The organism is Bacillus sp. MN7755 (assembly GCF_054771475.1).
Map to the genome: position 1 here is coordinate 349,198 of NZ_BTRL01000012.1, position 20,956 is coordinate 370,153.

General features: G+C 34.8%; 22 protein-coding genes and 1 pseudogene. 6 read left to right on the top strand and 17 right to left on the bottom strand.

From position 1 onward, the window contains the following. Window positions 1-102: 102 nt before the first annotated feature. Complete coding sequence (locus ACYVEC_RS13880) at window positions 103-1,266, top strand: aminotransferase A (protein WP_063223126.1); 1,164 nt, start codon at window positions 103-105, stop codon at window positions 1,264-1,266. A gap of 13 nt (window positions 1,267-1,279) precedes the next feature. Here ACYVEC_RS13880 and malR read toward each other — a convergent pair whose 3' ends face one another. From malR to ACYVEC_RS13900, 4 genes are all read right to left on the bottom strand, one after another. Beyond that, the gene (malR, locus tag ACYVEC_RS13885; RefSeq protein ID WP_063223125.1) at window positions 1,280-2,302 is read right to left on the bottom strand and encodes a maltose operon transcriptional repressor MalR; all 1,023 of its coding nucleotides are present in this window, start codon (window positions 2,300-2,302) and stop codon (window positions 1,280-1,282) included. 282 nt (window positions 2,303-2,584) lie between these two features. After that, on the bottom strand, window positions 2,585-3,427 hold the full coding sequence (gene malD / locus ACYVEC_RS13890; RefSeq protein WP_001022595.1) for a maltosaccharide ABC transporter permease MalD: 843 nt from the start codon (window positions 3,425-3,427) through the stop codon (window positions 2,585-2,587). After that, window positions 3,428-4,729 carry a maltosaccharide ABC transporter permease MalC gene (gene malC, locus ACYVEC_RS13895; protein ID WP_063223124.1) on the bottom strand — a complete coding sequence of 434 codons (1,302 nt, stop codon included), beginning with the start codon at window positions 4,727-4,729 and terminating at the stop codon, window positions 3,428-3,430. Window positions 4,730-4,793: 64 nt separating this feature from the next. Continuing rightward, on the bottom strand, window positions 4,794-6,053 hold the full coding sequence (locus ACYVEC_RS13900; protein ID WP_063223123.1) for an extracellular solute-binding protein: 1,260 nt from the start codon (window positions 6,051-6,053) through the stop codon (window positions 4,794-4,796). Between the two features lie 324 nt (window positions 6,054-6,377). Between ACYVEC_RS13900 and ACYVEC_RS13905 the strand changes: the two genes are divergently transcribed. Continuing rightward, window positions 6,378-8,138 (top strand): alpha-glycosidase, encoded by a 1,761-nt coding sequence (locus ACYVEC_RS13905; RefSeq protein ID WP_199677475.1) that lies wholly within the window; start codon window positions 6,378-6,380, stop codon window positions 8,136-8,138. A gap of 39 nt (window positions 8,139-8,177) precedes the next feature. Here the strand turns inward: ACYVEC_RS13905 and malL are convergent, their stop codons facing one another. Beyond that, window positions 8,178-9,854, bottom strand: coding sequence for an oligo-1,6-glucosidase (malL, locus tag ACYVEC_RS13910; protein WP_199677476.1), 1,677 nt, complete (start codon window positions 9,852-9,854; stop codon window positions 8,178-8,180). 262 nt (window positions 9,855-10,116) lie between these two features. Between malL and ACYVEC_RS13915 the strand changes: the two genes are divergently transcribed. After that, window positions 10,117-11,217: an ABC transporter ATP-binding protein gene (locus tag ACYVEC_RS13915; RefSeq protein WP_063223120.1), complete on the top strand. Its 1,101-nt coding sequence runs from the start codon at window positions 10,117-10,119 to the stop codon at window positions 11,215-11,217. 69 nt (window positions 11,218-11,286) lie between these two features. On the opposite strand, the gene ACYVEC_RS13920 is transcribed toward ACYVEC_RS13915, so the two are convergent. The 3 genes from ACYVEC_RS13920 to ACYVEC_RS13930 all read right to left on the bottom strand — a co-directional run bounded on the left by ACYVEC_RS13920 (window position 11,287) and on the right by ACYVEC_RS13930 (window position 12,597). Further along, window positions 11,287-11,796, bottom strand: coding sequence for an SDR family NAD(P)-dependent oxidoreductase (locus tag ACYVEC_RS13920; RefSeq protein WP_063223119.1), 510 nt, complete (start codon window positions 11,794-11,796; stop codon window positions 11,287-11,289). Between the two features lie 64 nt (window positions 11,797-11,860). Then, entirely contained in the window at window positions 11,861-11,959 is a 99-nt protein-coding gene (locus tag ACYVEC_RS13925; protein ID WP_063223118.1) for a hypothetical protein, read from the bottom strand. A gap of 182 nt (window positions 11,960-12,141) precedes the next feature. Next, window positions 12,142-12,597 carry an RDD family protein gene (locus ACYVEC_RS13930; protein WP_063223117.1) on the bottom strand — a complete coding sequence of 152 codons (456 nt, stop codon included), beginning with the start codon at window positions 12,595-12,597 and terminating at the stop codon, window positions 12,142-12,144. A 132-nt stretch (window positions 12,598-12,729) separates the two neighbouring features. On the opposite strand from ACYVEC_RS13930, the gene ACYVEC_RS13935 reads away from it, so the two are divergent. Next, window positions 12,730-13,161, top strand: a complete 432-nt coding sequence (locus ACYVEC_RS13935) for a DUF3997 domain-containing protein (protein ID WP_063223116.1) — start codon at window positions 12,730-12,732, stop codon at window positions 13,159-13,161. A 46-nt stretch (window positions 13,162-13,207) separates the two neighbouring features. On the opposite strand, the gene ACYVEC_RS13940 is transcribed toward ACYVEC_RS13935, so the two are convergent. Further along, window positions 13,208-13,972 carry a hypothetical protein gene (locus ACYVEC_RS13940; RefSeq protein ID WP_275719481.1) on the bottom strand — a complete coding sequence of 255 codons (765 nt, stop codon included), beginning with the start codon at window positions 13,970-13,972 and terminating at the stop codon, window positions 13,208-13,210. A gap of 37 nt (window positions 13,973-14,009) precedes the next feature. Then, window positions 14,010-14,738, bottom strand: a complete 729-nt coding sequence (locus ACYVEC_RS13945; protein ID WP_063223114.1) for a DUF4184 family protein — start codon at window positions 14,736-14,738, stop codon at window positions 14,010-14,012. Between the two features lie 328 nt (window positions 14,739-15,066). On the opposite strand from ACYVEC_RS13945, the gene ACYVEC_RS13950 reads away from it, so the two are divergent. Beyond that, on the top strand, window positions 15,067-15,819 hold the full coding sequence (locus ACYVEC_RS13950; protein WP_063223113.1) for an AAA family ATPase: 753 nt from the start codon (window positions 15,067-15,069) through the stop codon (window positions 15,817-15,819). Between the two features lie 31 nt (window positions 15,820-15,850). Here the strand turns inward: ACYVEC_RS13950 and ACYVEC_RS13955 are convergent, their stop codons facing one another. The 3 genes from ACYVEC_RS13955 to ACYVEC_RS13965 form a co-directional block, all read right to left on the bottom strand. Next, window positions 15,851-17,026 carry an acetyl-CoA C-acetyltransferase gene (locus ACYVEC_RS13955; protein ID WP_063223112.1) on the bottom strand — a complete coding sequence of 392 codons (1,176 nt, stop codon included), beginning with the start codon at window positions 17,024-17,026 and terminating at the stop codon, window positions 15,851-15,853. 139 nt (window positions 17,027-17,165) lie between these two features. Beyond that, the gene (locus ACYVEC_RS13960; RefSeq protein WP_063223111.1) at window positions 17,166-17,615 is read right to left on the bottom strand and encodes an NUDIX hydrolase; all 450 of its coding nucleotides are present in this window, start codon (window positions 17,613-17,615) and stop codon (window positions 17,166-17,168) included. A 107-nt stretch (window positions 17,616-17,722) separates the two neighbouring features. Further along, complete coding sequence (locus ACYVEC_RS13965; protein WP_000288331.1) at window positions 17,723-18,016, bottom strand: DUF3928 family protein; 294 nt, start codon at window positions 18,014-18,016, stop codon at window positions 17,723-17,725. A 177-nt stretch (window positions 18,017-18,193) separates the two neighbouring features. Between ACYVEC_RS13965 and ACYVEC_RS13970 the strand changes: the two genes are divergently transcribed. Then, window positions 18,194-18,811, top strand: coding sequence for an ImmA/IrrE family metallo-endopeptidase (locus ACYVEC_RS13970; RefSeq protein ID WP_063223110.1), 618 nt, complete (start codon window positions 18,194-18,196; stop codon window positions 18,809-18,811). Between the two features lie 42 nt (window positions 18,812-18,853). Here ACYVEC_RS13970 and ACYVEC_RS13975 read toward each other — a convergent pair. From ACYVEC_RS13975 to ACYVEC_RS13990, 4 genes and pseudogenes are all read right to left on the bottom strand, one after another. After that, window positions 18,854-18,971: pseudogene (locus ACYVEC_RS13975) on the bottom strand (DNA-binding protein); the annotation flags it as partial. Window positions 18,972-18,983: 12 nt separating this feature from the next. Then, complete coding sequence (locus tag ACYVEC_RS13980) at window positions 18,984-19,745, bottom strand: DUF1129 domain-containing protein (protein ID WP_063223109.1); 762 nt, start codon at window positions 19,743-19,745, stop codon at window positions 18,984-18,986. 13 nt (window positions 19,746-19,758) lie between these two features. After that, window positions 19,759-20,526 (bottom strand): DUF1129 domain-containing protein, encoded by a 768-nt coding sequence (locus tag ACYVEC_RS13985; RefSeq protein WP_063223108.1) that lies wholly within the window; start codon window positions 20,524-20,526, stop codon window positions 19,759-19,761. Further along, window positions 20,526-20,858, bottom strand: a complete 333-nt coding sequence (locus tag ACYVEC_RS13990; protein ID WP_000107977.1) for a PadR family transcriptional regulator — start codon at window positions 20,856-20,858, stop codon at window positions 20,526-20,528. Before ACYVEC_RS13990 ends, ACYVEC_RS13985 begins: the two co-directional genes overlap by 1 nt. Between the last annotated feature and the right edge of the window lie 98 nt (window positions 20,859-20,956).

The following is a 20,956-nucleotide window of genomic DNA, read 5'->3' on the forward strand; positions in this document are numbered from 1 at the left end:
TTTTCTATTATCCCTCTCTTTCTACATAACATATACGCAAGCGAAATTATAGAAAATATGATAAAATGGACTTAATTTTCAAACGGAAGAAAGGGAGATACAATGGAACAATTCATTAACCCTAGAGTGAAGGACATCCAAATTTCTGGAATCCGTCAATTCTCTAACATGATTCAAAACTATGATAATCTTATCTCTTTAACAATTGGTCAACCTGATTTTCCTACACCTTCTCTTGTAAAAGAAGCGGCAAAACGGGCTATTACAGAAAATTATACAAGCTATACACATAACGCTGGTTTACTAGAATTGCGCAAGGCAGCTTGTAACTTTGTAAAAGATAACTACGATTTACATTATTCACCTGAAAACGAAACCATCGTTACAATCGGTGCCAGTGAAGCAATTGATGTTGCATTTCGAACGATTTTAGAGCCAGGAACAGAAGTCATTTTACCTGCCCCTATTTATCCAGGATACGAACCGATTATTCGCTTATGCGGCGCTACACCTATTTTTATCGATGTTCGTGAAACTGGCTTCCGTTTAACAGCCGAAGCACTAGAAAATGCTATTACTGAAAAAACAAGATGCGTCGTACTGCCGTATCCTTCTAATCCAACTGGTGTAACTTTATCGAAAGAAGAACTGCAAGATATTGTAGATGTTTTAAAAGATAAAAACATTTTCGTCCTTTCTGATGAAATTTATAGCGAACTTGTATATGAACAAACGCATACATCTATTGCTCATTTCCCAGAAATGCGTGAAAAGACTATCGTCATTAACGGTTTATCAAAATCTCACTCTATGACTGGCTGGCGTATCGGTCTATTATTCGCACCAAGCTATTTAGCTGGACATATATTAAAAGTTCATCAATACAACGTAACGTGCGCTACTTCAATTGCTCAATATGCTGCAATTGAAGCATTAACAGCTGCTAAAGATGCACCAAAAATGATGTGCCACCAATACAAAAAACGCCGTGATTACGTATATAATAGACTCATCCAAATGGGCTTAACAGTTGAAAAGCCAACAGGTGCATTTTACTTATTCCCATATGTTGGACATTTAACATCTTCATCATTTGATTTTGCACTTGACCTTGTCAAAGAAGCTGGACTCGCCGTCGTTCCTGGAACAGCATTTTCTGAATATGGTGAGGGTTATCTTCGCTTATCCTATGCGTATAGTATCGAAACTTTAAAAGAAGGCTGTGACCGTTTAGAAGCCTTCCTACAACAAAAAGCTAAGAGTTAAACTCTTAGCTTTTTTATGCATAATGATCACAAGTTTGACGCTTCAGTAATTTATGCGGAATAATAATACACTTTGCAGTAGATTCTGCATTCTCTACTTTATCAACTAAAGCTTTTGCTGCTTCATATCCTAGTTGATATATATTCACATCAACTGTCGAAAGTGGCGGACTCGCAATTTCTGATAATAAAGCATTGTTGAAGCTTACAATAGAGACATCCTTCGGTACAACGAAGCCTTTTTTAGAAAGTGCACTTAACACACCAAGTCCAATCAAGTCATCCGTTGCGATAATTGCTGTCGGCGGTTGCTTCAGCCCCATTAATTCCTCCACGGCTTGTTGACCACTTTCTCTTGAAAAATCAAAATGTAAAATATACTCTTTCGGCAATATAATATCAGCTAATTTCAAAGCATCACTCATTCCAGCCAAACGATCTCTCGTTACAAGTAAATCAGATCCACCGCCGATGAACGCGATTTGTTTATGACCTAATGAAATCAAATATTCTGCTACTTCTCTTGCAGCTGTATAATTGTCATTATCTACATATGTAATTTCTTCTTTTCGATCATATGGTTTCCCAATTAATACAAACGGGAAATTTTGTTTATGCAAATATTGAATAATCCGATCATTCTCTCTTGAATATAAAAGAATAATGCCACCAATTTGGCGCCCCTGCACCATCTTTACAACACCATTAAAAATTTCATCTTCCGTTTCACCTGTCGACATATAAAGTGCATACCCTTCCACATGTGCAAATGAACTAATCCCTCTTATAACTTCTGGGAAAAACGGATTTTGAAAAGCTTTACTTGCAGAACTTGGCATCACAAGACCAAGTGTTTTTGTTGTTTGGTTAGCTAGGTTTCTTGCGTTTAAATTGGGATGATACCCTAGTTCACTCATTACTTTCCGAACACGACGCTTTGTTTTTTCACTTATACTTGGATTATCAGCAATTACACGAGAAACGGTAGATGGTGCTACATTCGCCTTCTTCGCCACATCTTTAATTGTAACTGTCATAAAAATCCCCCTCCTCTCAATTCTCTGCCATTTTTCATATATTTTTATCTTGCACCCGTTGCAAGTTATAGGAGAAGTCATAAACTTTCATTGATTCTATCTTGCAAAACCTATCATATTCTCCCTCTCCATGTATTGTAAGGGATATAGCTCTTTTTTCCTATACTATAATATACTATTTATTTCACTTCTTTTCACATATGATGTCAAATCTCTTTTCATCTCCCTATAAAATATTTTATAGGGAGATGAAAAGAAAAATGGGACGTAATGTCCCATTTTTCATCCTTTCGTACCTCCAGCAGTTAAACCAGAGATAAAGTATTTTTGTAGTGATAGGAATAAAATTGAAATTGGGATTGCAATCAATACTGAACCCGCTGCAAACGTTGTAAATTCATTACCAAATTTCTTCGCTACCATTTCATATAATCCAACTGCTAAAGTATAATTTTCTGGTGTGCGCAAAATAATACTCGCTAAAATGAAATCTGTAAATGGACCGATGAAAGTGAATAGCGCTACAACTGCTACGATTGGCTTTGCAAGTGGCATAATGATTTGCCAAAAAATACGGAAATGTCCTGCCCCATCCATACGAGCTGACTCATCCAATTCTTTCGGAATTGTATCAAAATATCCCTTCATAAGCCATGTATTCATTGGGATTGCCCCGCCTACATAAATTAAAATTAATGCAAGGTGCGTATCAATTAATCCTGTTAACTGCGCTAATACATATAGAGCGATTAACGCTGCAAAGTTTGGAATCATTTGCAGAATTAAAAATGTTAATAAACCATTTTTTCTTCCTACAAAACGGTATCTTGAAAATGCATAAGCAGTAAAGCTAATTGCTAACACTGAGAAAATCATCGTTAAAACACTTACTTTTAATGTGTTTTTATACCATAGTAAATAATTACTATTCTCTAAATCTAATAACTTACGATAATGATCTAACGTTGCATTTTGTGGGATAATACTTGATCCAGATAAACTATCACCCGGATTAAACGATGAGCCAATAATCCATAATAATGGATAGAAAATGATGGCACACATTACGAAAATAACGAAATAACTTAATGAGAGACGTAACATCTTTTGTCTTTTAATATTCATTTACATCATATCCTCTTCTTGGAATGATTTTGTTCTCTTAAATTGCCATAACGCAACTGTAATAACGATTAACGATAATATCATTGTAAGAGCTGCTGCTTTCCCATACTGCGCTGAAGTCATCGTTAACTTATAAATCCATGAAATTAAAATATCCGTTCCACCTGCGTCTTGTCCAGCTACAGCAGGACCTCCGCCGTTAAATAGATAGATGATACTAAAGTTATTAAAGTTAAACGTATATTGCGTAATTAATATTGGTGCTGTTGCATATAGAACAAGTGGCAATGTAATTTTTCGAAACTGTTGCCAAGCTGTAGCTCCGTCTACTGTAGCAGCTTCATATAATTCTCCTGGAATCGATTGCAATATACCTGTCGTCATTGCAAAGACGAACGGGAATCCAAGCCACGTTTGAATCATAATTAAAGCTACCTTCGCCCAAAATGGATCTGTCATCCAAGCAATCTTTTCAATTCCGAATAAAGCCAATACTTGATTGTTAATTGCTCCAAATGTCTCATTAAACATACCAGAGAAAACAAGAATAGATACGAATGCTGGGACCGCCCACGGTAAAATGAAGATTGTTCGAATAATTGCCTTCCCTTTAATACCAGGCTGATTTACGATAATCGCTAAGAAAATACCAAGCGCAACTTGTAATGTCGTTGCAACGAATGTCCAAATGACAGTCCAAGAAAATACACTTAAAAACGTCTCTCTCCACATCGGTAATGTAAAGATATCAATAAAGTTTTTAAACCCTACCCAATCTACTAGTTTAGCTGGAGGAGAATGATATAAATCATAGTTCGTAAATCCAATTAAAATTACGAAAATGATTGGGAATACAACTACAAAGATAAGTAATAGAAAACCTGGTGAAACCATTAAATATGGAAAACCTTGATCTAGTAAATTACGGTATTGCTCTTTTACAGAGTTTAACGGTGTTCCTATATCACGTTTCTTCCCGTTTTGGTATGCATCATATAAATTAAACCCATATATTCCGAGGCCAAACACGATGACGATGAGTGCTAAGATTCCTTCTACTAATAGAAAGACAGAATGGTCACGTGGAACTTCTGTACCAAGCGTTACAATTCCCCATAATCCCATATTTAATAAATCAGCAAAGGCTACAATAAATGAACCTGTTAATACTAGAAAAATAAGACCTTTTACAAATTGTTTATTATACATTTGGCCCACGCCTGGAATGATAGATAACATGGTTGCCATTTTCCTATGCTTTGAACCATTTAAGCCGTTTGCTGGTTCCATAGATGTTTGCATGTTCCTTCCCCCTTTTTTCTGGGAGAGAATTCGTGCCCCTCATATTAGAGGCACGAATTTCACCTTATTTTTTCTTACTATGATTTGCCTCAATATTACCTTTAATTTGCTTCACTGCATTATCAAGCGCTGCTTTTGGTGCCTCTTTATCCGTAACAACTAATTGAAGCGCATCTCCAGCTGGTTTCCATACTTCTTGCATTTCTGGAATGTTCGGCATTGGAATCCCATTTTCAGATTGTGTCGCAACTGCTTTTGCAGCTTCATTATCTTTAATAATTGGATCTTCCATTACTGCTTTTACTGGAGGAATTTCTTTTGTTTTCTCAAATCGAATTTTTGCGTTTTCTTCATTCGTTACCCATTCAGTGAATTTTGTAGCTAAATCATTTTCTTTAGAGAAACTTGTTACATGCCATCCTTTAACCCCAACAAACGTTTTCATTGGTTGACCATTTGGTAATTTCGGCATTGGAGCAACCCCATAATCAATTCCGTTCTTTTCCATCGCTTGGAATGCCCATGGTCCATTCATAATAGATGCTGCTTTCCCTTCATTGAATAGTCCATCAGCAGCAGGTCCACCAGATTCACCGATAATACCTTTCGGGAATAACTTTTCTTTGTACCATTTTTGAAGGTATTCAGCACCTTGCACTGCTCCGCTATTATTTAATCCAACATCACTTGCATTTGGCTTTCCATCTTTTTCACCAAACACATAACCACCCATACCTGCCATGAATGCATTAGCAAAGTAGAAGTTATCTCCTAATGTTAAAAATCCGTACTTGCCATCCTTCGTAAATTCTTTTGAGAAGTTAAACAGCTCGTCCATCGTTTCTGGTGCTTTTGGCATTAATTTTTTATTGTAAATAAAGATTGGTGTCTCAATTGCTTTTGGTAAACCATATAATTTTCCGTTATATGTCTGTGCTTGTATTGATAAATCAGTAAATTTACTCTTTACAGCATCATCAGCTTTCACTTCAGAAAGTAAACCTTCTGTTACTGCGTTTCCGATTTGATCATGTGGTAATGTTACAACATCTGGTCCCGTCCCCGCTGGTCCATCAAGACGTAACTTCTTCACTTGATCCGTCATTTGCATTTCAACAACTTTTACTTTTACTTTATATTTTTCCTCAAAGCTTTTTACTGCTGGTTCTAAACCAACGCCTTTTTTATCATCTTCCCAAACAAGAAGATCATAGTCTTTCTTCGCTTTACTTTCCTCTTTTTTCCCCGAATCTTTCGGCCCACATGCAGATAACATACCAATTGATAATGCCGAAACCGTTAATAATGATAATGCTTTCTTCATCCCAAAAACCTCCCTAAATTGTATATGTACCTTAATAATTGAAAACGTTTGCATTGAATAGTTTAATAGAAGCGCAAACAATATCTCAATCTATGAAAACGTTTGCGCTATTTGTCTATCATTATACATTCTTTTATTCATTTTGCAAATATTAATTTAAAAATATTATTTACTATACTCTTTATACATTGACTTTATATGAAATGAATACTACTCTTATAAGCAATATTAAAGTTATGCAAAAAGCAATCGTTTGCAACATATACTTTATTATTATACTTAAGGGAACAATATGCATGGAGATAGTAAAGGGGGATTTTCTATATGCTTAAAGAAGCCATTTATCATAGGCCAAAAGATAATTATGCATACGCTTACGATGAAAAAACGATTCACATCCGAATACGTACTAAAAAAGACGATGTTCAAAGCGCCACTCTTATTTACGGTGATCCTTATGAATGGAAAGACGGGAAATGGATTACATCAAGTACACCGATGAAAAAAACTGGTTCTACTACATTGTTTGATTATTGGTCCATTTCCATTGAGCCAAAATTTAAGCGCTTACGTTATGGATTCGAATTAAAAAACGATGCAGACACTCTTATTTATGCAGAGCGAGGATTTTTTTCTACCATTCCAAATGATGACGTTGGTAACTTTTTCTGTTTTCCATTTATTCATGCAAATGATGTATTCAAAGCGCCTTCCTGGATTAAAGATACTGTTTGGTATCAAATTTTCCCAGAACGATTTGCAAATGGAGATCGTATACTAAATCCAGAAAATACCCTCCCTTGGGGCAGCACTGAACCAACTCCAACTAATTTTTTCGGAGGAGATTTTGCTGGTATTATCCAAAACCTTGATTACCTTGTTAAGCTTGGAATTTCTGGAATATATTTCACACCTATTTTCAAAGCACATTCAAACCATAAGTATGACACAATCGACTACATGGAAATCGACCCACAATTTGGCACAAAAGAAACTTTCAAAGAACTCGTTCAGGCATGTCATAAACACGGTATAAAAGTAATGCTCGATGCCGTATTTAATCATAGTGGATACTTTTTCGATAAATTTCAAGACGTACTAGAAAATGGTGAGCAGTCAGCATATAAAGAGTGGTTCCATATTCATGAGTTCCCAATTAGAACTGAGCCACTTCCGAATTATGATACTTTCGCGTTTACACCGTATATGCCTAAATTAAATACAGCACACCCGGATGTAAAAGAATACTTACTTGAAGTTGGGCGTTATTGGGTAAGAGAATTCAATATAGACGGTTGGCGCCTTGATGTGGCAAATGAAGTCGACCATAGCTTTTGGAGAGAATTCCGGAGTGAGATTAAGGCATTAAATCCTGAAGTATATATTTTAGGCGAAATTTGGCACGATGCACTTCCATGGCTACAAGGGGATCAATTTGATGCTGTAATGAGCTATCCTGTTACAAATGCTCTACTGTCTTACTTTGCTAACGATTCCATTAAAGCAAATGAATTTATGAAACAAATTACAGAATCTCTACATTCCTACTCTATGAATGTAAATGAAGCAGCATTTCATTTATTAGACAGTCATGATACACCGAGAATATTGACAACATGTAATGGAGATAAAAACAAGTTAAAGTTACTTTATATATTCCACCTTTCTTTCATCGGCTCTCCTTGTATTTATTATGGAGACGAAATTGGTATGGACGGCGGTATGGACCCAGATTGCCGCAAATGTATGATTTGGGACACGAAAGAACAAGACCATCTATTATTTACACATGTACAAACATTAATTTCATTACGAAAGCAATATAAAGCATTTGGCGGACATGGTACTTTCCAATTTATCGAAGCAAATGATGAACATAATTATATTTCTTATACGAAAACATATGAAGATGAAACTATCTTTTTCGTTTTAAATCCGACTGGTAGTGATATTACAACTTCACTACCTCTCCATGTTACTGGAAAGAAAATCATTAACATTTATACAGACGAAGAATTTTCAGCGGAAGCAAGTGTATTACAAGTTACACTTCCTCCATATGGATTCTCCATATTAAAATGGTAACCAAAAAATCCTTATACCGAAGTGGTATAAGGATTTTTCTTATTTCAATTTGAATACCATTGCTTCATACGGGCGTAATGGTATGCTTTCTACCGGTCCATTCTCTACATCGTAATTGTGTATTAATAACTCTAATTCACTATAAACAATGTCCTTAGGTAATTCAAATACACATTCATCCGCAGTAAAGTTTGCAATAACAAGAAGTTTTTCTTCTCCATATGTTCTTACGTATGCAAAAATAGAAGGACTATTCTCTAATATTAAATCATATGATCCATACACAACTATTTCATTATTTTTGCGTAGCTCAATTAATTTCTTATAGTAATAAAAAATTGAATCTTCGTCTTGGAGTGCTTGTTTCACATTAATCTCTTTATAGTTAGGATTTACAGTAATCCAAGGTTCACTTGTTGTAAATCCAGCGTGTTTCTGATCATCCCACTGCATCGGAGTTCTAGCATTATCACGACCCTTTATATAAATAGATTCCATTACTTTTTCTATATCTTCACCATGGTCTATCACTTTTTCTTTATACATATTTAATGTTTCAATATCTCGATATTCATCAATTGATTCGAATCGAACGTTCGTCATTCCAATTTCTTCTCCTTGATAAATATATGGCGTTCCCTTCATCATATGGAGAACTGTCGCTAACATTTTTGCTGATTCAGTACGATAGATTCCATCATTACCAAAACGAGATACAACGCGAGGCTGATCATGGTTATTCCAATACAGACTATTCCATCCTGCATGCTCTAATGCTTTTTGCCACTTCGTTAAATTCTCTTTTAAAGTAAGGAGTGAACATGGTTTTACATCCCATTTTCCGCCTTCTCCTGAATCTAAATCCATATGTTCAAATTGGAATACCATCTGCAGTTCTTTTCGTTCTTCCCCGGTATACAATTTCGCTTCTTCTGTCGTTACACCAGGCATTTCACCCACCGTCATAATATCATAATGAGACAATACTTCTTCATTCATTTCATGTAAGTATTTATGAATGTTTGGACCGTTCATAAAATGCTTATGACCTGAAACATACCCCTCTTCTTCTGTTTCAACAGCAGGTAACCCCTCTTCTTTAGAAATAAAATTAATAACATCCATGCGGAAGCCATCAATTCCTTTTTCTAACCAAAACTTCATCATTTCATAAACATCTTGTCTTACCTTTTCATTATCCCAATTTAAATCTGGCTGTTTTTTAGAAAACAGATGTAAATAATATTCATCTGTCATCTCATCATACTGCCATGCTGATCCACTAAAGGCTGCTCCCCAGTTATTCGGCTCTTTTCCTTCTTTTCCAGGGCGCCATATATAGTAATCTCTATATTTATTATCTTTTGATTTACGTGATTCAATAAACCAATTATGTTCATCAGAAGTATGATTAACAACTAAGTCCATCATAAGTTTCATATTACGTTCATGCATTTCATGTAATAGCTTATCCCAATCGTCCATTGTTCCGAACTCATTCATAATTTTACAATAATCACTTATATCATAACCATTATCGTCATTTGGAGATTCATAGACTGGCGATAACCAAATTACATCAATCCCTAATTCTTTTAAGTAATCTAACTTTGAAATAATACCGCGAAGATCACCAATACCATCACCGTTGCTATCCATAAAGCTACGAGGATAAATTTGATATACTACACTTTCTTTCCACCACTGTTTTTCCATTATGCTACCCCATTTCATTAATAATTCGATTTTCTCTTTTTTAAGGCGCAAACGTTTTCATTAATGAATGATAACAGATTCTATCTTAATTTAAAATAGCGCTTACAACTTTTATTCTTATTTTTCTAAGAAAACATAAGAAATTTACTAATATTCTTCTAATGTATGAAAACGTTTTATTTTTTTGTTTATTTTTTGAATCTATTAGTTTATAATGAACTCAAAGAAAACGTTTGCATAATTATTTCTAGGAGGAAATACCATGGCAGAACTGAAATTAGAAAACATTTATAAAATATATGATAATAACGTAACAGCTGTAACAGACTTCAATTTACACATTCAAGATAAAGAGTTTATCGTATTTGTCGGTCCTTCTGGATGCGGAAAATCTACAACATTACGAATGGTAGCTGGACTTGAAGATATTTCAAAAGGAGAGTTTTCAATTGATGGTAAGCTAATGAATGATGTCCCTCCAAAAGATCGCGATATCGCAATGGTCTTCCAAAACTATGCTCTATATCCACATATGAGTGTGTATGATAATATGGCGTTTGGATTAAAACTTAGAAAAATACCAAAAGATGAAATCGATCGTCGTGTGAAAGATGCAGCAAAAATTTTAGGACTGGAACAATATTTAGATAGAAAACCGAAGGCGTTATCGGGTGGACAACGTCAACGTGTTGCGTTAGGTAGAGCAATTGTTCGAGACGCGAAAGTGTTCTTAATGGATGAGCCATTATCAAACTTAGATGCAAAACTCCGTGTTGCAATGCGATCAGAAATTTCTAAGTTACACCACCGCCTTGGAACGACAACAATTTATGTAACGCATGATCAAACTGAAGCAATGACAATGGCTTCTCGACTTGTTGTTATGAAAGACGGAAAGATTCAGCAAATCGGTACTCCAAAAGAAGTATATGAAACACCTGAAAACATTTTCGTTGGTGGATTTATCGGCTCTCCAGCGATGAATTTCTTCCGTGGTAAATTAACTGAAACCGATTTCGTTATAGACAATGTAATAAAAATCAAAGTAACTGAAGGAAAAATGAAACTATTACGTGAACAAGGCTATGTAAATAAGGACATCGTTTTAGGTATTCGTCCTGAGGACATTCATGATGAACTATTATTTTTAGAAGCTTCACAATCTACTGTTTTCACAACAAAAATCGAAGTTGCTGAATTATTAGGTGCTGAATCTATTTTATATATGAAACTTGGAGACCAAGACTTTGCAGCACGTGTTGATGCAAGACATACATTTTCACCTGGTGACCAAATTAAACTAGCATTCGATATGAATAAAGCGCATTTCTTTGATAGTCAAACTGAACAACGTATTCGTTAAAAAATAATTTCCTTCTACAATAACACACAAAAAAACCGTCCACATTTATACTGAGGGCGGTTTTCATTATTATACTAGGGCTTCAACTGTATGAAATGATTGTCCTTTCGTGCTAATAATGCCGAATATCGGTAAATCACTTAGCACCACTTCTTCTTGCTGTTTCATAAAAGATGACGTTAATTGTTTTATCTCTATCCATACGTCATTAATACAAAGTACATTGGAATCGTTCTCTTGTTGGCGTGAAAAAATAGAATCTATTTTATATAGACCAGCATTTTGAAAAAGCATATCAATACGGCTGAATGCATTCAAAGTAATACTGATAACGCGTTGCCAATCTCCTTGCTTTCCCATATCATAGGATACAAAAAGTGCTTCTCCGCCTAGATTCGTAATTTCCTCCACTGTTGCTTGTCCACTTTCTTGATCAATGTCCGTCACAATTACTTTTGCGCCTTGTTTAGCCAACAAAAGAGCTGTATTACGTCCAATACCGATGCCGCCGCCAGTTACGATGGCAACTTTTCCTGCAAGCTTCATTCTCATTACCCCTTCTATAAGTCTTACCGTCATTCAGTATACTCCTTTATGAGATTAGTCTGCAAGCAAGAAAAGTTGCGCATCCATTTGTAAGCGATTACTCTTTTGCTCCTTCTTTTTTCTTACTATTACGCTGATCGAAAACTAAACCGATGAAAATTAAAATCCCCCAAAAGATTACGCTACCTCCAGTCATTTCGATTTCCCCCTTATTATATAAAGATATTATTTCAATTATTATAACATTTTCTTAATTTTCAATCTATTAAATTCAAAAATGATATGGATTAACTTTTTCCTTATTATATATCAATTAAAATATATTTGTATAATAAAGAAAGACCTTCTTATTTTATATATAAAAAGGTCTCTTTTTTGTTATACAAGACTTATTACTTTCGTTTTTGTAATTAAATCCTGAAAACCACAATTATCTTTGCGGAATAACATCATATATACGTTACATAATATCGGAATTCCAAGTAGTAATATGTTTGGTAATAACAATACAAAAAATCGTATTGTTAATGTTTGTAATGTTAACTTTTCACTCTTCAATGAAATTAATTTTATTCTCGTTACCTTTTTACCAAGTGTAACACCGTTCCAAATAAAGGGTAGCAAAATAAAATATATCGCCATTAATATAAAAACTACTGCAAGATCATATCTATAATCACCAAAACTAATATTAAAGCGATTAAAAATAGCACTATAATTTCCGGTCATAATAGCTACTACTGCACCATACATAACCGAGATTAAAAACATGTCAATTAGGGAAGCACCTATGCGATTCATTACAAGCGCTGGACGATGCATCTTTAACTTCATTTTTATGTCGACTCCTTCATATCCTTCTTTACCCGTCTCATCGTACCACTTCTAAAAAACATTGTAAACTAGCGTTTCTCTTACTTTTCTTGTACAATGTGTTACAACAGCATTGTAAAGGAGGTTCCCATATTGAAAAAATGGATAATCCTATTCGTCGCATTCCTATTAGCCGGTTGTGCTGGAAATACAAATCATATAACTTATACGATTAACGATGAATACGAACTCATACGTACTTCTGGAAATGCATTTGAACTTTTCCCATCGCAAGATGCTGTATATGCCACACAATACATTCCTGCAAAAATTACAGACATTGCTTGGGATGATAAATACATTATTGCAAAACAAACCGAGGAAAAGTCAGATCCGAATAACCCTGACGCTGCAATTGCAAATAAAAAAAGTGAGCATTATTGGATTATTGACGTAAAGCATAATAAACGTTTCGGCCCCTATAATGAAAAGCAATTTAATGAACAAAAAGATGCGTTTAAAATTAAGGTACCTTTTCAAAATGTAGATTCATACATAAAAGAACAGAAAAAACAGTCAGCATAACATTTTAAGTGCTGACTGTTTTTTCTTACATGTTTTTAAAAACATTTTACTCAGAAAGTGAGATGTTAAAAGTTTCTGGCTCTTTTACAACATCTTGTGTTTCTGTATCTCCTGCCACTGCACCATCTGTTGTAAACTTAATATCCTTTACCTTTTCTTTTCCATCATCAAGTATTAAACCGACAATACCATCTCTTGTTTCACCAGGCTTATAGTCTTCTCTTGATACATTTTTCGTACCAACTAGCGTATCCTCATCATATAAAAAGTTTTGAGTCGCTACTTTAAAATGTTGCTTATCGTTAATCACAACATCATTCATAGAGAAAAATTGCATATTTTTATTCCCGCTATTTTCCACCTTATATGTAATTTCAACGTAACGAATCGTATCACTAATCTCTGTTCCACTTAGCGATGCATATAATTCTGCATCTTCTTGACTTACTTTATCTCCTAATCTACGCTTTACTTCTTCAGGAGTTAATGCCGTATATACTTTTAATGTATTTTTTGCCTTTTCACTCATCTGTGATAAAGAGATTACTTTCACCTCTTGTACATGAATTTTCATTGGTGCTACTTCAAATGTTTGATTTACAGAATGAATCTGCTCTAACTTAAAAGTACCCCATCCTGTTTCTTTCACTTTTTGTCCTACTTTTTTCAGCTCACGCCCACCATATTCTTTCGTCTCAGGAATAGATTCTTTCTTCTTCGGTTCAACTTTCTTTTCTTCTTGATGGAAGCAACCACTTAACATAAGAAGAAAACTACATAAAACAAAAATACTTTTCCATGCTTTCATCATTTAATTTCTCCTAACACTATCATTCATTAATATAAAATTAGTCCCTAGCCTTGTAAACTATAGAAACAATAAGAAGTCCACAAAACGAACTTGTCAGTCCAGATACTATTATACCCCCTATTTGGAAAATATGAAAATAGGGATTTACGAACGCGTGAACGATAAATGTAATAGTTGCCACAATGATTGCCGAAATCCAATACTTCCTTTTTTCTGAAGCTATAATAATATCTTTCCCTGTTTCATCTTTATACTTCCATAGTACGTATACTAGTAATAATAAACCAACACATGTACTCCCGTGCTGCATATATTTATACACTGGAATACTATGTAATTCTCTTTGTAAAAATGGTATTTTCATAACGAAGTAGCCCGTGTTATGAGTAAACGCATCCCAAACGACATGCGTAAGCATACCAAATAAAGCGGAATAGCAAAATACAAAGAAATCCTTCCATGTATGAAGCCCCCACCTTTCATCTACTGCATATATATAGTAGCCAGCAAATGGTTTAGGTAAATGCGTTATAAACGGCTTTTTTAAAATGTAATGATATATGTATGTTAACAAAAATACGAGCGGTAAATTTAAATATACGAACCCAAGCCATGTATGGCCAATAACACCATACGGTCTAAAGTGTAAAAAATATTCAAAGTCAGGCGCCATACTCCCTAATATAAGAGCCGTTACTGAAATATATTGAGAATGCTTTTTCGCAAAAGGAAGAATTGCTGCTGGATGTGCAAATGTAAACGGCATGTTGTAACTCCTCTTCATATTTTCAATAGAATACCATCTATCATAACGAGAGAATTGATCTTGATGCAATATTTATTTTCACATTGGAATATGATAGTTTACATGTTATAATCCACATAAAATATTCAGAAAATAAGGCGTTGCATATTCTTAACACTTGTCTTTTTTCCTGTTCCGTTTATCTTCTATGTAAGTACATACATCGGCTTTTTTCTATGGAAGCATTTTAAAGTAGTAGTATACATTCCGGACTTAGTCGGTTTCATTATTACCCTTGTATTTGTTGCTTTGTTACAATCAAAATCCGTTATGAATTGAGGTTTTTATATTGATTGACGTACCCTTTTTAAGAAATGTCACATTAAAAAAAGAAAATATCCCTAGTTTCTCCGCATATCCTTACTGTTTACCCGCTATCCGAACATTACGGTCACTAGCTTTCCATCCAAATGTAACATTCATTATTGGAGAAAACGGAACGGGTAAGTCAACATTACTCGAAGCAATTGCAATCGCTTTAGGATTTAATGCAGAAGGTGGAACGAGGAATTTCCGCTTTAGCACAAACGATTCACATTCATCTTTACATGAATACCTTCGAATTTCCAAAAGTTTCAATACACCAAACGACGGTTTCTTTCTTCGTGCTGAATCATTTTATAACGTTGCTTCTTATATAGATGAAATAGATGCCGATAGAGAAGCACGTGGGAATCCAGTTATCAACTCCTATGGTGGTATCTCACTACACAAACAATCACACGGTGAATCATTCTTTTCATTATTCATGAACCGTTTTTCAGGACAAGGTTTATATATTTTAGATGAGCCTGAGGCAGCTTTATCACCGATGAGACAACTTTCCATGCTCATTCGAATGCACGAATTAGCGGAACAAGGTTCACAATTTGTTATCGCGACTCACTCGCCTATTTTAATGGCTTATCCTGAATCCACTATATATTCTTTAACACAAGAAGGGATTCACGAATCCACATTAGAAGAAACAGAGCATTACCAAACGACGAAACTTTTCTTTGAAAATCGCGATCGATTATTCCATCATTTATTTGATTCTTAAAAAAAAAGAAGCAGCGATTGCTGCTTCTTTTTTATAGTGCTTCTATAAATAATGCTACCCCAATACCGCCGCCGACGCATAGAGAGGCAATTCCTTTTTCTAACCCGCGTCTCTTCAATTCATGAATTAAACTTACAGTGATACGAGCTCCTGTACAACCGATTGGATGCCCAAGTCCTACACCACTACCGTTTACATTTACTTTCTCACGGTCTAAACCTAATTCTTTCTCTACAGCTAGGTATTGTGCAGCGAAAGCTTCATTAATTTCAAGTAAATCTGCATCTTCTAATGACCAATCTACTTTTTCTAATCCTTTACGAATTGCTGGTGCTGGTCCAATACCCATAATTTTTGGATCTACTCCAGCTACTGAATAGCCAACAATTCTAGCTAACGGTTGTAAGCCTTTTTCTTTCGCTTTTTCTTCGCTCATTAATACTAGAACCGCACTTCCGTCATTCAGACCAGATGCATTCCCTGCCGTTACAGATCCATCTTTACGGAAAGCTGGTTTTAACCCTGCTAATTTTTCCGCTGTAATGTCAGCACGTGGATGTTCATCCTTCGAAAATACTACTTCTTTTCTACGTTCTTTTATCGTAATAGGAACAATCTGATCGTCAAAGTATCCAGACTCGATTGCCTGCAGTGCCAATGTATGACTGCGAAGCGCAACTTCATCTTGTTCCTCTCTTGTAATTTCATATTGGTCAACTAAGTTTTCCGCTGTCTCCCCCATCATAATATGATGAATCGGATCTTCTAACACTTCCCACACCGTATCACGAATTTCTCCGTGCTGTAGACGTTGTCCCCAGCGGTGCTGTTTCAATGCATAAGGGCTTGAACTCATTGCTTCTACTCCACCTGCAATAACAACATCACTTACACCTAATTGAATTTGCATTGCAGCTGACATAATTGCTTGCATACCTGAAGAACATTGGCGTTGGATTGTATAACCCGTAACTGTGTCAGGAAATCCTGCCGCTAATGCAGCCGTTCTCGCCGTATTTGCTTCATCAGTTCTTTGAATACAATGACCTAAAATCACTTCATCAACTTCATGTGGTTCTACCCCGCCTCGTTTTACAGCTTCCTGAAGTACAGGAACCGCTAATTCTACTGGCGTTACATTTTTTAGCGCTCCTCCAAAAGTTCCAATTGGCGAACGAACTGCAGCTGTAATAACAACATTATGCATTTTGCACTTGCCCCTCTCTTATGTACCCTAGTCAGTTTTTAGGTGAAATTCCATAAGATGTATGTCTACAACTATCATACTATAAACATACTAAAAAATCAAAATATTTAATATAATAAAAATAGAAGGAATTACCCTTCTATTCTGTTAATGCATATAGGAATTTTTGTAAAATTTTCTCTGTTGTTTTATTCAAATTCGGTAACTTATCTACCGGAAAATATTGAAGCTGTAATCCTTCATGATCAAGTTTAACTTCCCCACTCACATGATGCCCCTGATACAGATGAATGACATTAAAAATTTCATCTCCATTTGGATATTGGAAGTACACTTCTTTTCCCGAAAGAACCCCGATAAATTGCATAATTTTCGCATTTAGTCCCGTCTCTTCAAATAGTTCTCTGCGAGCAGTTTCTTCTGTCGTTTCTCCTAACTCCATCGCCCCGCCAGGTACACCCCAATCATATGTATCTGAACGATATTGAAGCAATACTTCTTGATTATCATTTAAGATAATAATTGCTGACCCTACTAGAATAAGCGGCCTTGTACCAACGACTTTGCGTAACTCTTCAATATACCCCAATATGTAAACTCTCCTTTCCTCACCCTCCCTTATCATAACAAAATTTTTCTCCTTTTGTTGATGTAATTTTAAAGAAAAAAGGAAGCTTCCGCCTCCTTTTTTTACCTTTATTTCTTAAAACTTTCATATTTTACAGCTTCAAAAGCTTCTTCTATTTCATCATTACGATAATGGACATATGTAAAACGACCTAATTCTACTAATCTTGCTATTTCCTGTAAAACTTTATGCTGCTCATATGTTTCTTTCAGCTTAATATGTACATAAAACTTCATTAAAGGATGTTCATATAAAGGTTCTCCCACCTCTACATATACATCTTCAACCCCTTGTACAACTCTTACATAACTTGCAAATTGATAAAGTGCTTCTCTGTCTGAAACGATTTTTAATGTATACATATATTCTCCCCCTTTCCTTTACTATATCAAAAAGACAGCTACACCATGTTATAGAACTATGAAAATTTTTCGACTTGTCATCTATATATTCATGTAATAAAAAAGGCGTTTATCCATACATAGCACCTTTTTTCCACATATATTATAGGAAGAATTTTTTCAGTTGAGGTGTTCCTTATGGATCCATACGTCAATATATGTATTTGCATTACTCCAGGCGCCGATATTTCTGATGATCGTATTGCAAAAGATTTAGCTGTTGCAGAATCAATTTGGCACCCCATTACATTTCAAATTCAAGAAGTAATTGTTTTAAATGAGCTTTTCCGTTTTTCTGACCGTGAAATTAGTTATAAAAATTCTATTCAAAGTCAGGAAAAATTAGCATCCTTTTTCCAAACATGTGTAAATGAAGCTCCTGAATGCGACCTTTACATTTGTTATATTGGCAGTGATTATTTTAAAGAAACAGCAGTAATTGCCTGTGCTTACTCTTTAGCAAAACAGCAGCAACTTACAGGGTATATCGTTTTAACAAACTCGGCTGCTCCCATAAAAAATATATATACGCTCGCTCACGAAATCGGTCATATTTTATTTACAAGACGTGTTCACGGAAAACTTACTCACGCTGATCCTCATTCCCCAATTGGTTCGGAGCACCATCCTTCTCCAACAAATCTTATGTATCCGATAGTCCCGCGCCCAGAAAATGTTCATATTCAGTCTCTATTAACGAACGAACAAAAAGCACTCTCTTTACAAAGCTCTTTATTGCAAAGAAAAAAACAGTAACGACATTGTTACTGTTTAAAACAATATATTCCAATCAATAAACTAAATTCCGGCTGCAACGGATGCAAATATACAACTAAACATAAATACAATTACTCTAAAAATCTCTATATAATATTTCTTTGGAAATAATTTTTTTGCATATCCAGAGCAGCCACTTTTTATTGAACTTCTAGTTCACACTTTTTCTCTCTTCAATTCTTAAAGACCATCGCATTAATCCATATATACTTCCATACATAAATAATATCTTTGCAATTCCCCAAAATACATTTCTTTCTTCTAAGTCTTTAAATATAAACATAATCGCTAAAGGAACAATTAGCACTAAAACACCCATCCAACCAAGAACGTACACTTCTCCAACGAAAAGTAATAAAAAGATACTTGCTGCTAATATATATGTTTGTATTGTCGACAATTGCAAAATAGGTGCACCGTACCATTTATCAATAAACATCAATAATACTAATAATAAGATGGGGACCATTACTATTACGTAAATAATCCCGAACTCTACAAACTTATTTTTAAAAGAAGACATTCTAAATGCAACAATTGTTCCAATAATTGTAATGATTAAGACGATAGGATAGCCGATTAACTGTATATTTGTTAGTGTGAATTGCTGATTCGGATTATTAAATAAAATATGAGTTAATATCCAATACCCACCAATACCAATTATCATCGCAAGAATACTCTTTATACTCCCGCCTTTATCCTTCTCCATCTCTTTCGCTAATTCTTCCGCATACTCTTTTGGCGAATCACCAAATATATCACTTACCGTCTTTCCCTCTTTTTCGCCTTCTATTAAATGAAGTTCTGCATCTTCTATAAAAGCGTCCACATCTTCTTCTTTAATTCCTTTTGTTATTAAATACACTTTCGTATCGATTAAAAACTTTTCTCCTTCTTTAGAAATCTGCATGATAACCCCTCCCTTATTTAACCGCTTCTCTTCTATTTGTCTTCATCATAATTTCAAGGAAAATTAAAATAAACAAACTTCCGTATAAACATATAATTTGAAATAATATTGGAACGAGGTCTTCTGATGTAAATGTTTTAAACACTAACATAATCGAAAGCGGAATGATTAAATATAAGTTTTTAAACCATCCTTCAAAATACATATTTATCGCCACTGTGATAATAAAAATCCCACCAGCTAATATATAACTTTGCATTTCGGTGAATGTAAACATTTTGGTAGGATATATTACATCTAATATCGTAACAACTCCTATTAAAAACATTGGCGCAATCATGACTAAAAACCACATAGAAAACCATGTTTTTGTAAAGCTTGTTACGAAGGTCATTTTACGAAGTAGAAAATTAGGCCCCATTACAGCTACGATCAATGTAAAGCTATAGCCAATGCACTGAATAAGTGAAATCTGTAGAATTCCGTTATTCACTATTAAGATAGAAGCAATAATCCAAAAAGATACGATATTCATTACTGTAAAACCAATTTGCTTCCACGTTTCCTGTCTATCTTTTTCCATCACTTTTACAAGTTCATTTGCATATTCTTTCGGTGAGCTTCCGAAAATATCTTCTACTCTTTTCCCATCACTTTCACCTTCTATTAAATGAAGTTCTGCGTCTTCGATAAAGCTCTCAATGTCGCTTTCTTTCACACCCTTTGCGGTCAAAAATAATCTCATATCTAATAAAAACTTCCGTGCTTCATTTGATAACATTATTTTCTTCTCCCCTTCCCTTCAAGTAGACGTTCCACACTACTTTGCATCGCTTCCCAGCGATCCATAAATTCATCAAGTGCTTCCTCACCTTTTTCTGTTAATGTATAATATTTTCGCTTTGGGCCAGATGGAGATTCCTTCATTACACTTGTTATTAATCCTTCCTTTTGCATCCGTATTAATAACGGATAAATACTTCCTTCACTTGCCATGGTAAAGCCATACTTCGCTAGCTTTTCACTCATTTCATAACCGTATATTTCACCTTCAGAAATAATAGCAAGTAAACATCCTTCTAAAATCCCTTTCAGCATTTGACTTGTCGACATAATTCAAATCCTCCCACTATCTTGTTTTACAAGATAGATAAGCGTAAGTATCTTGCTTTACAAAATAGTATAGCAGAGACTATTTTGCAAAACAAGAT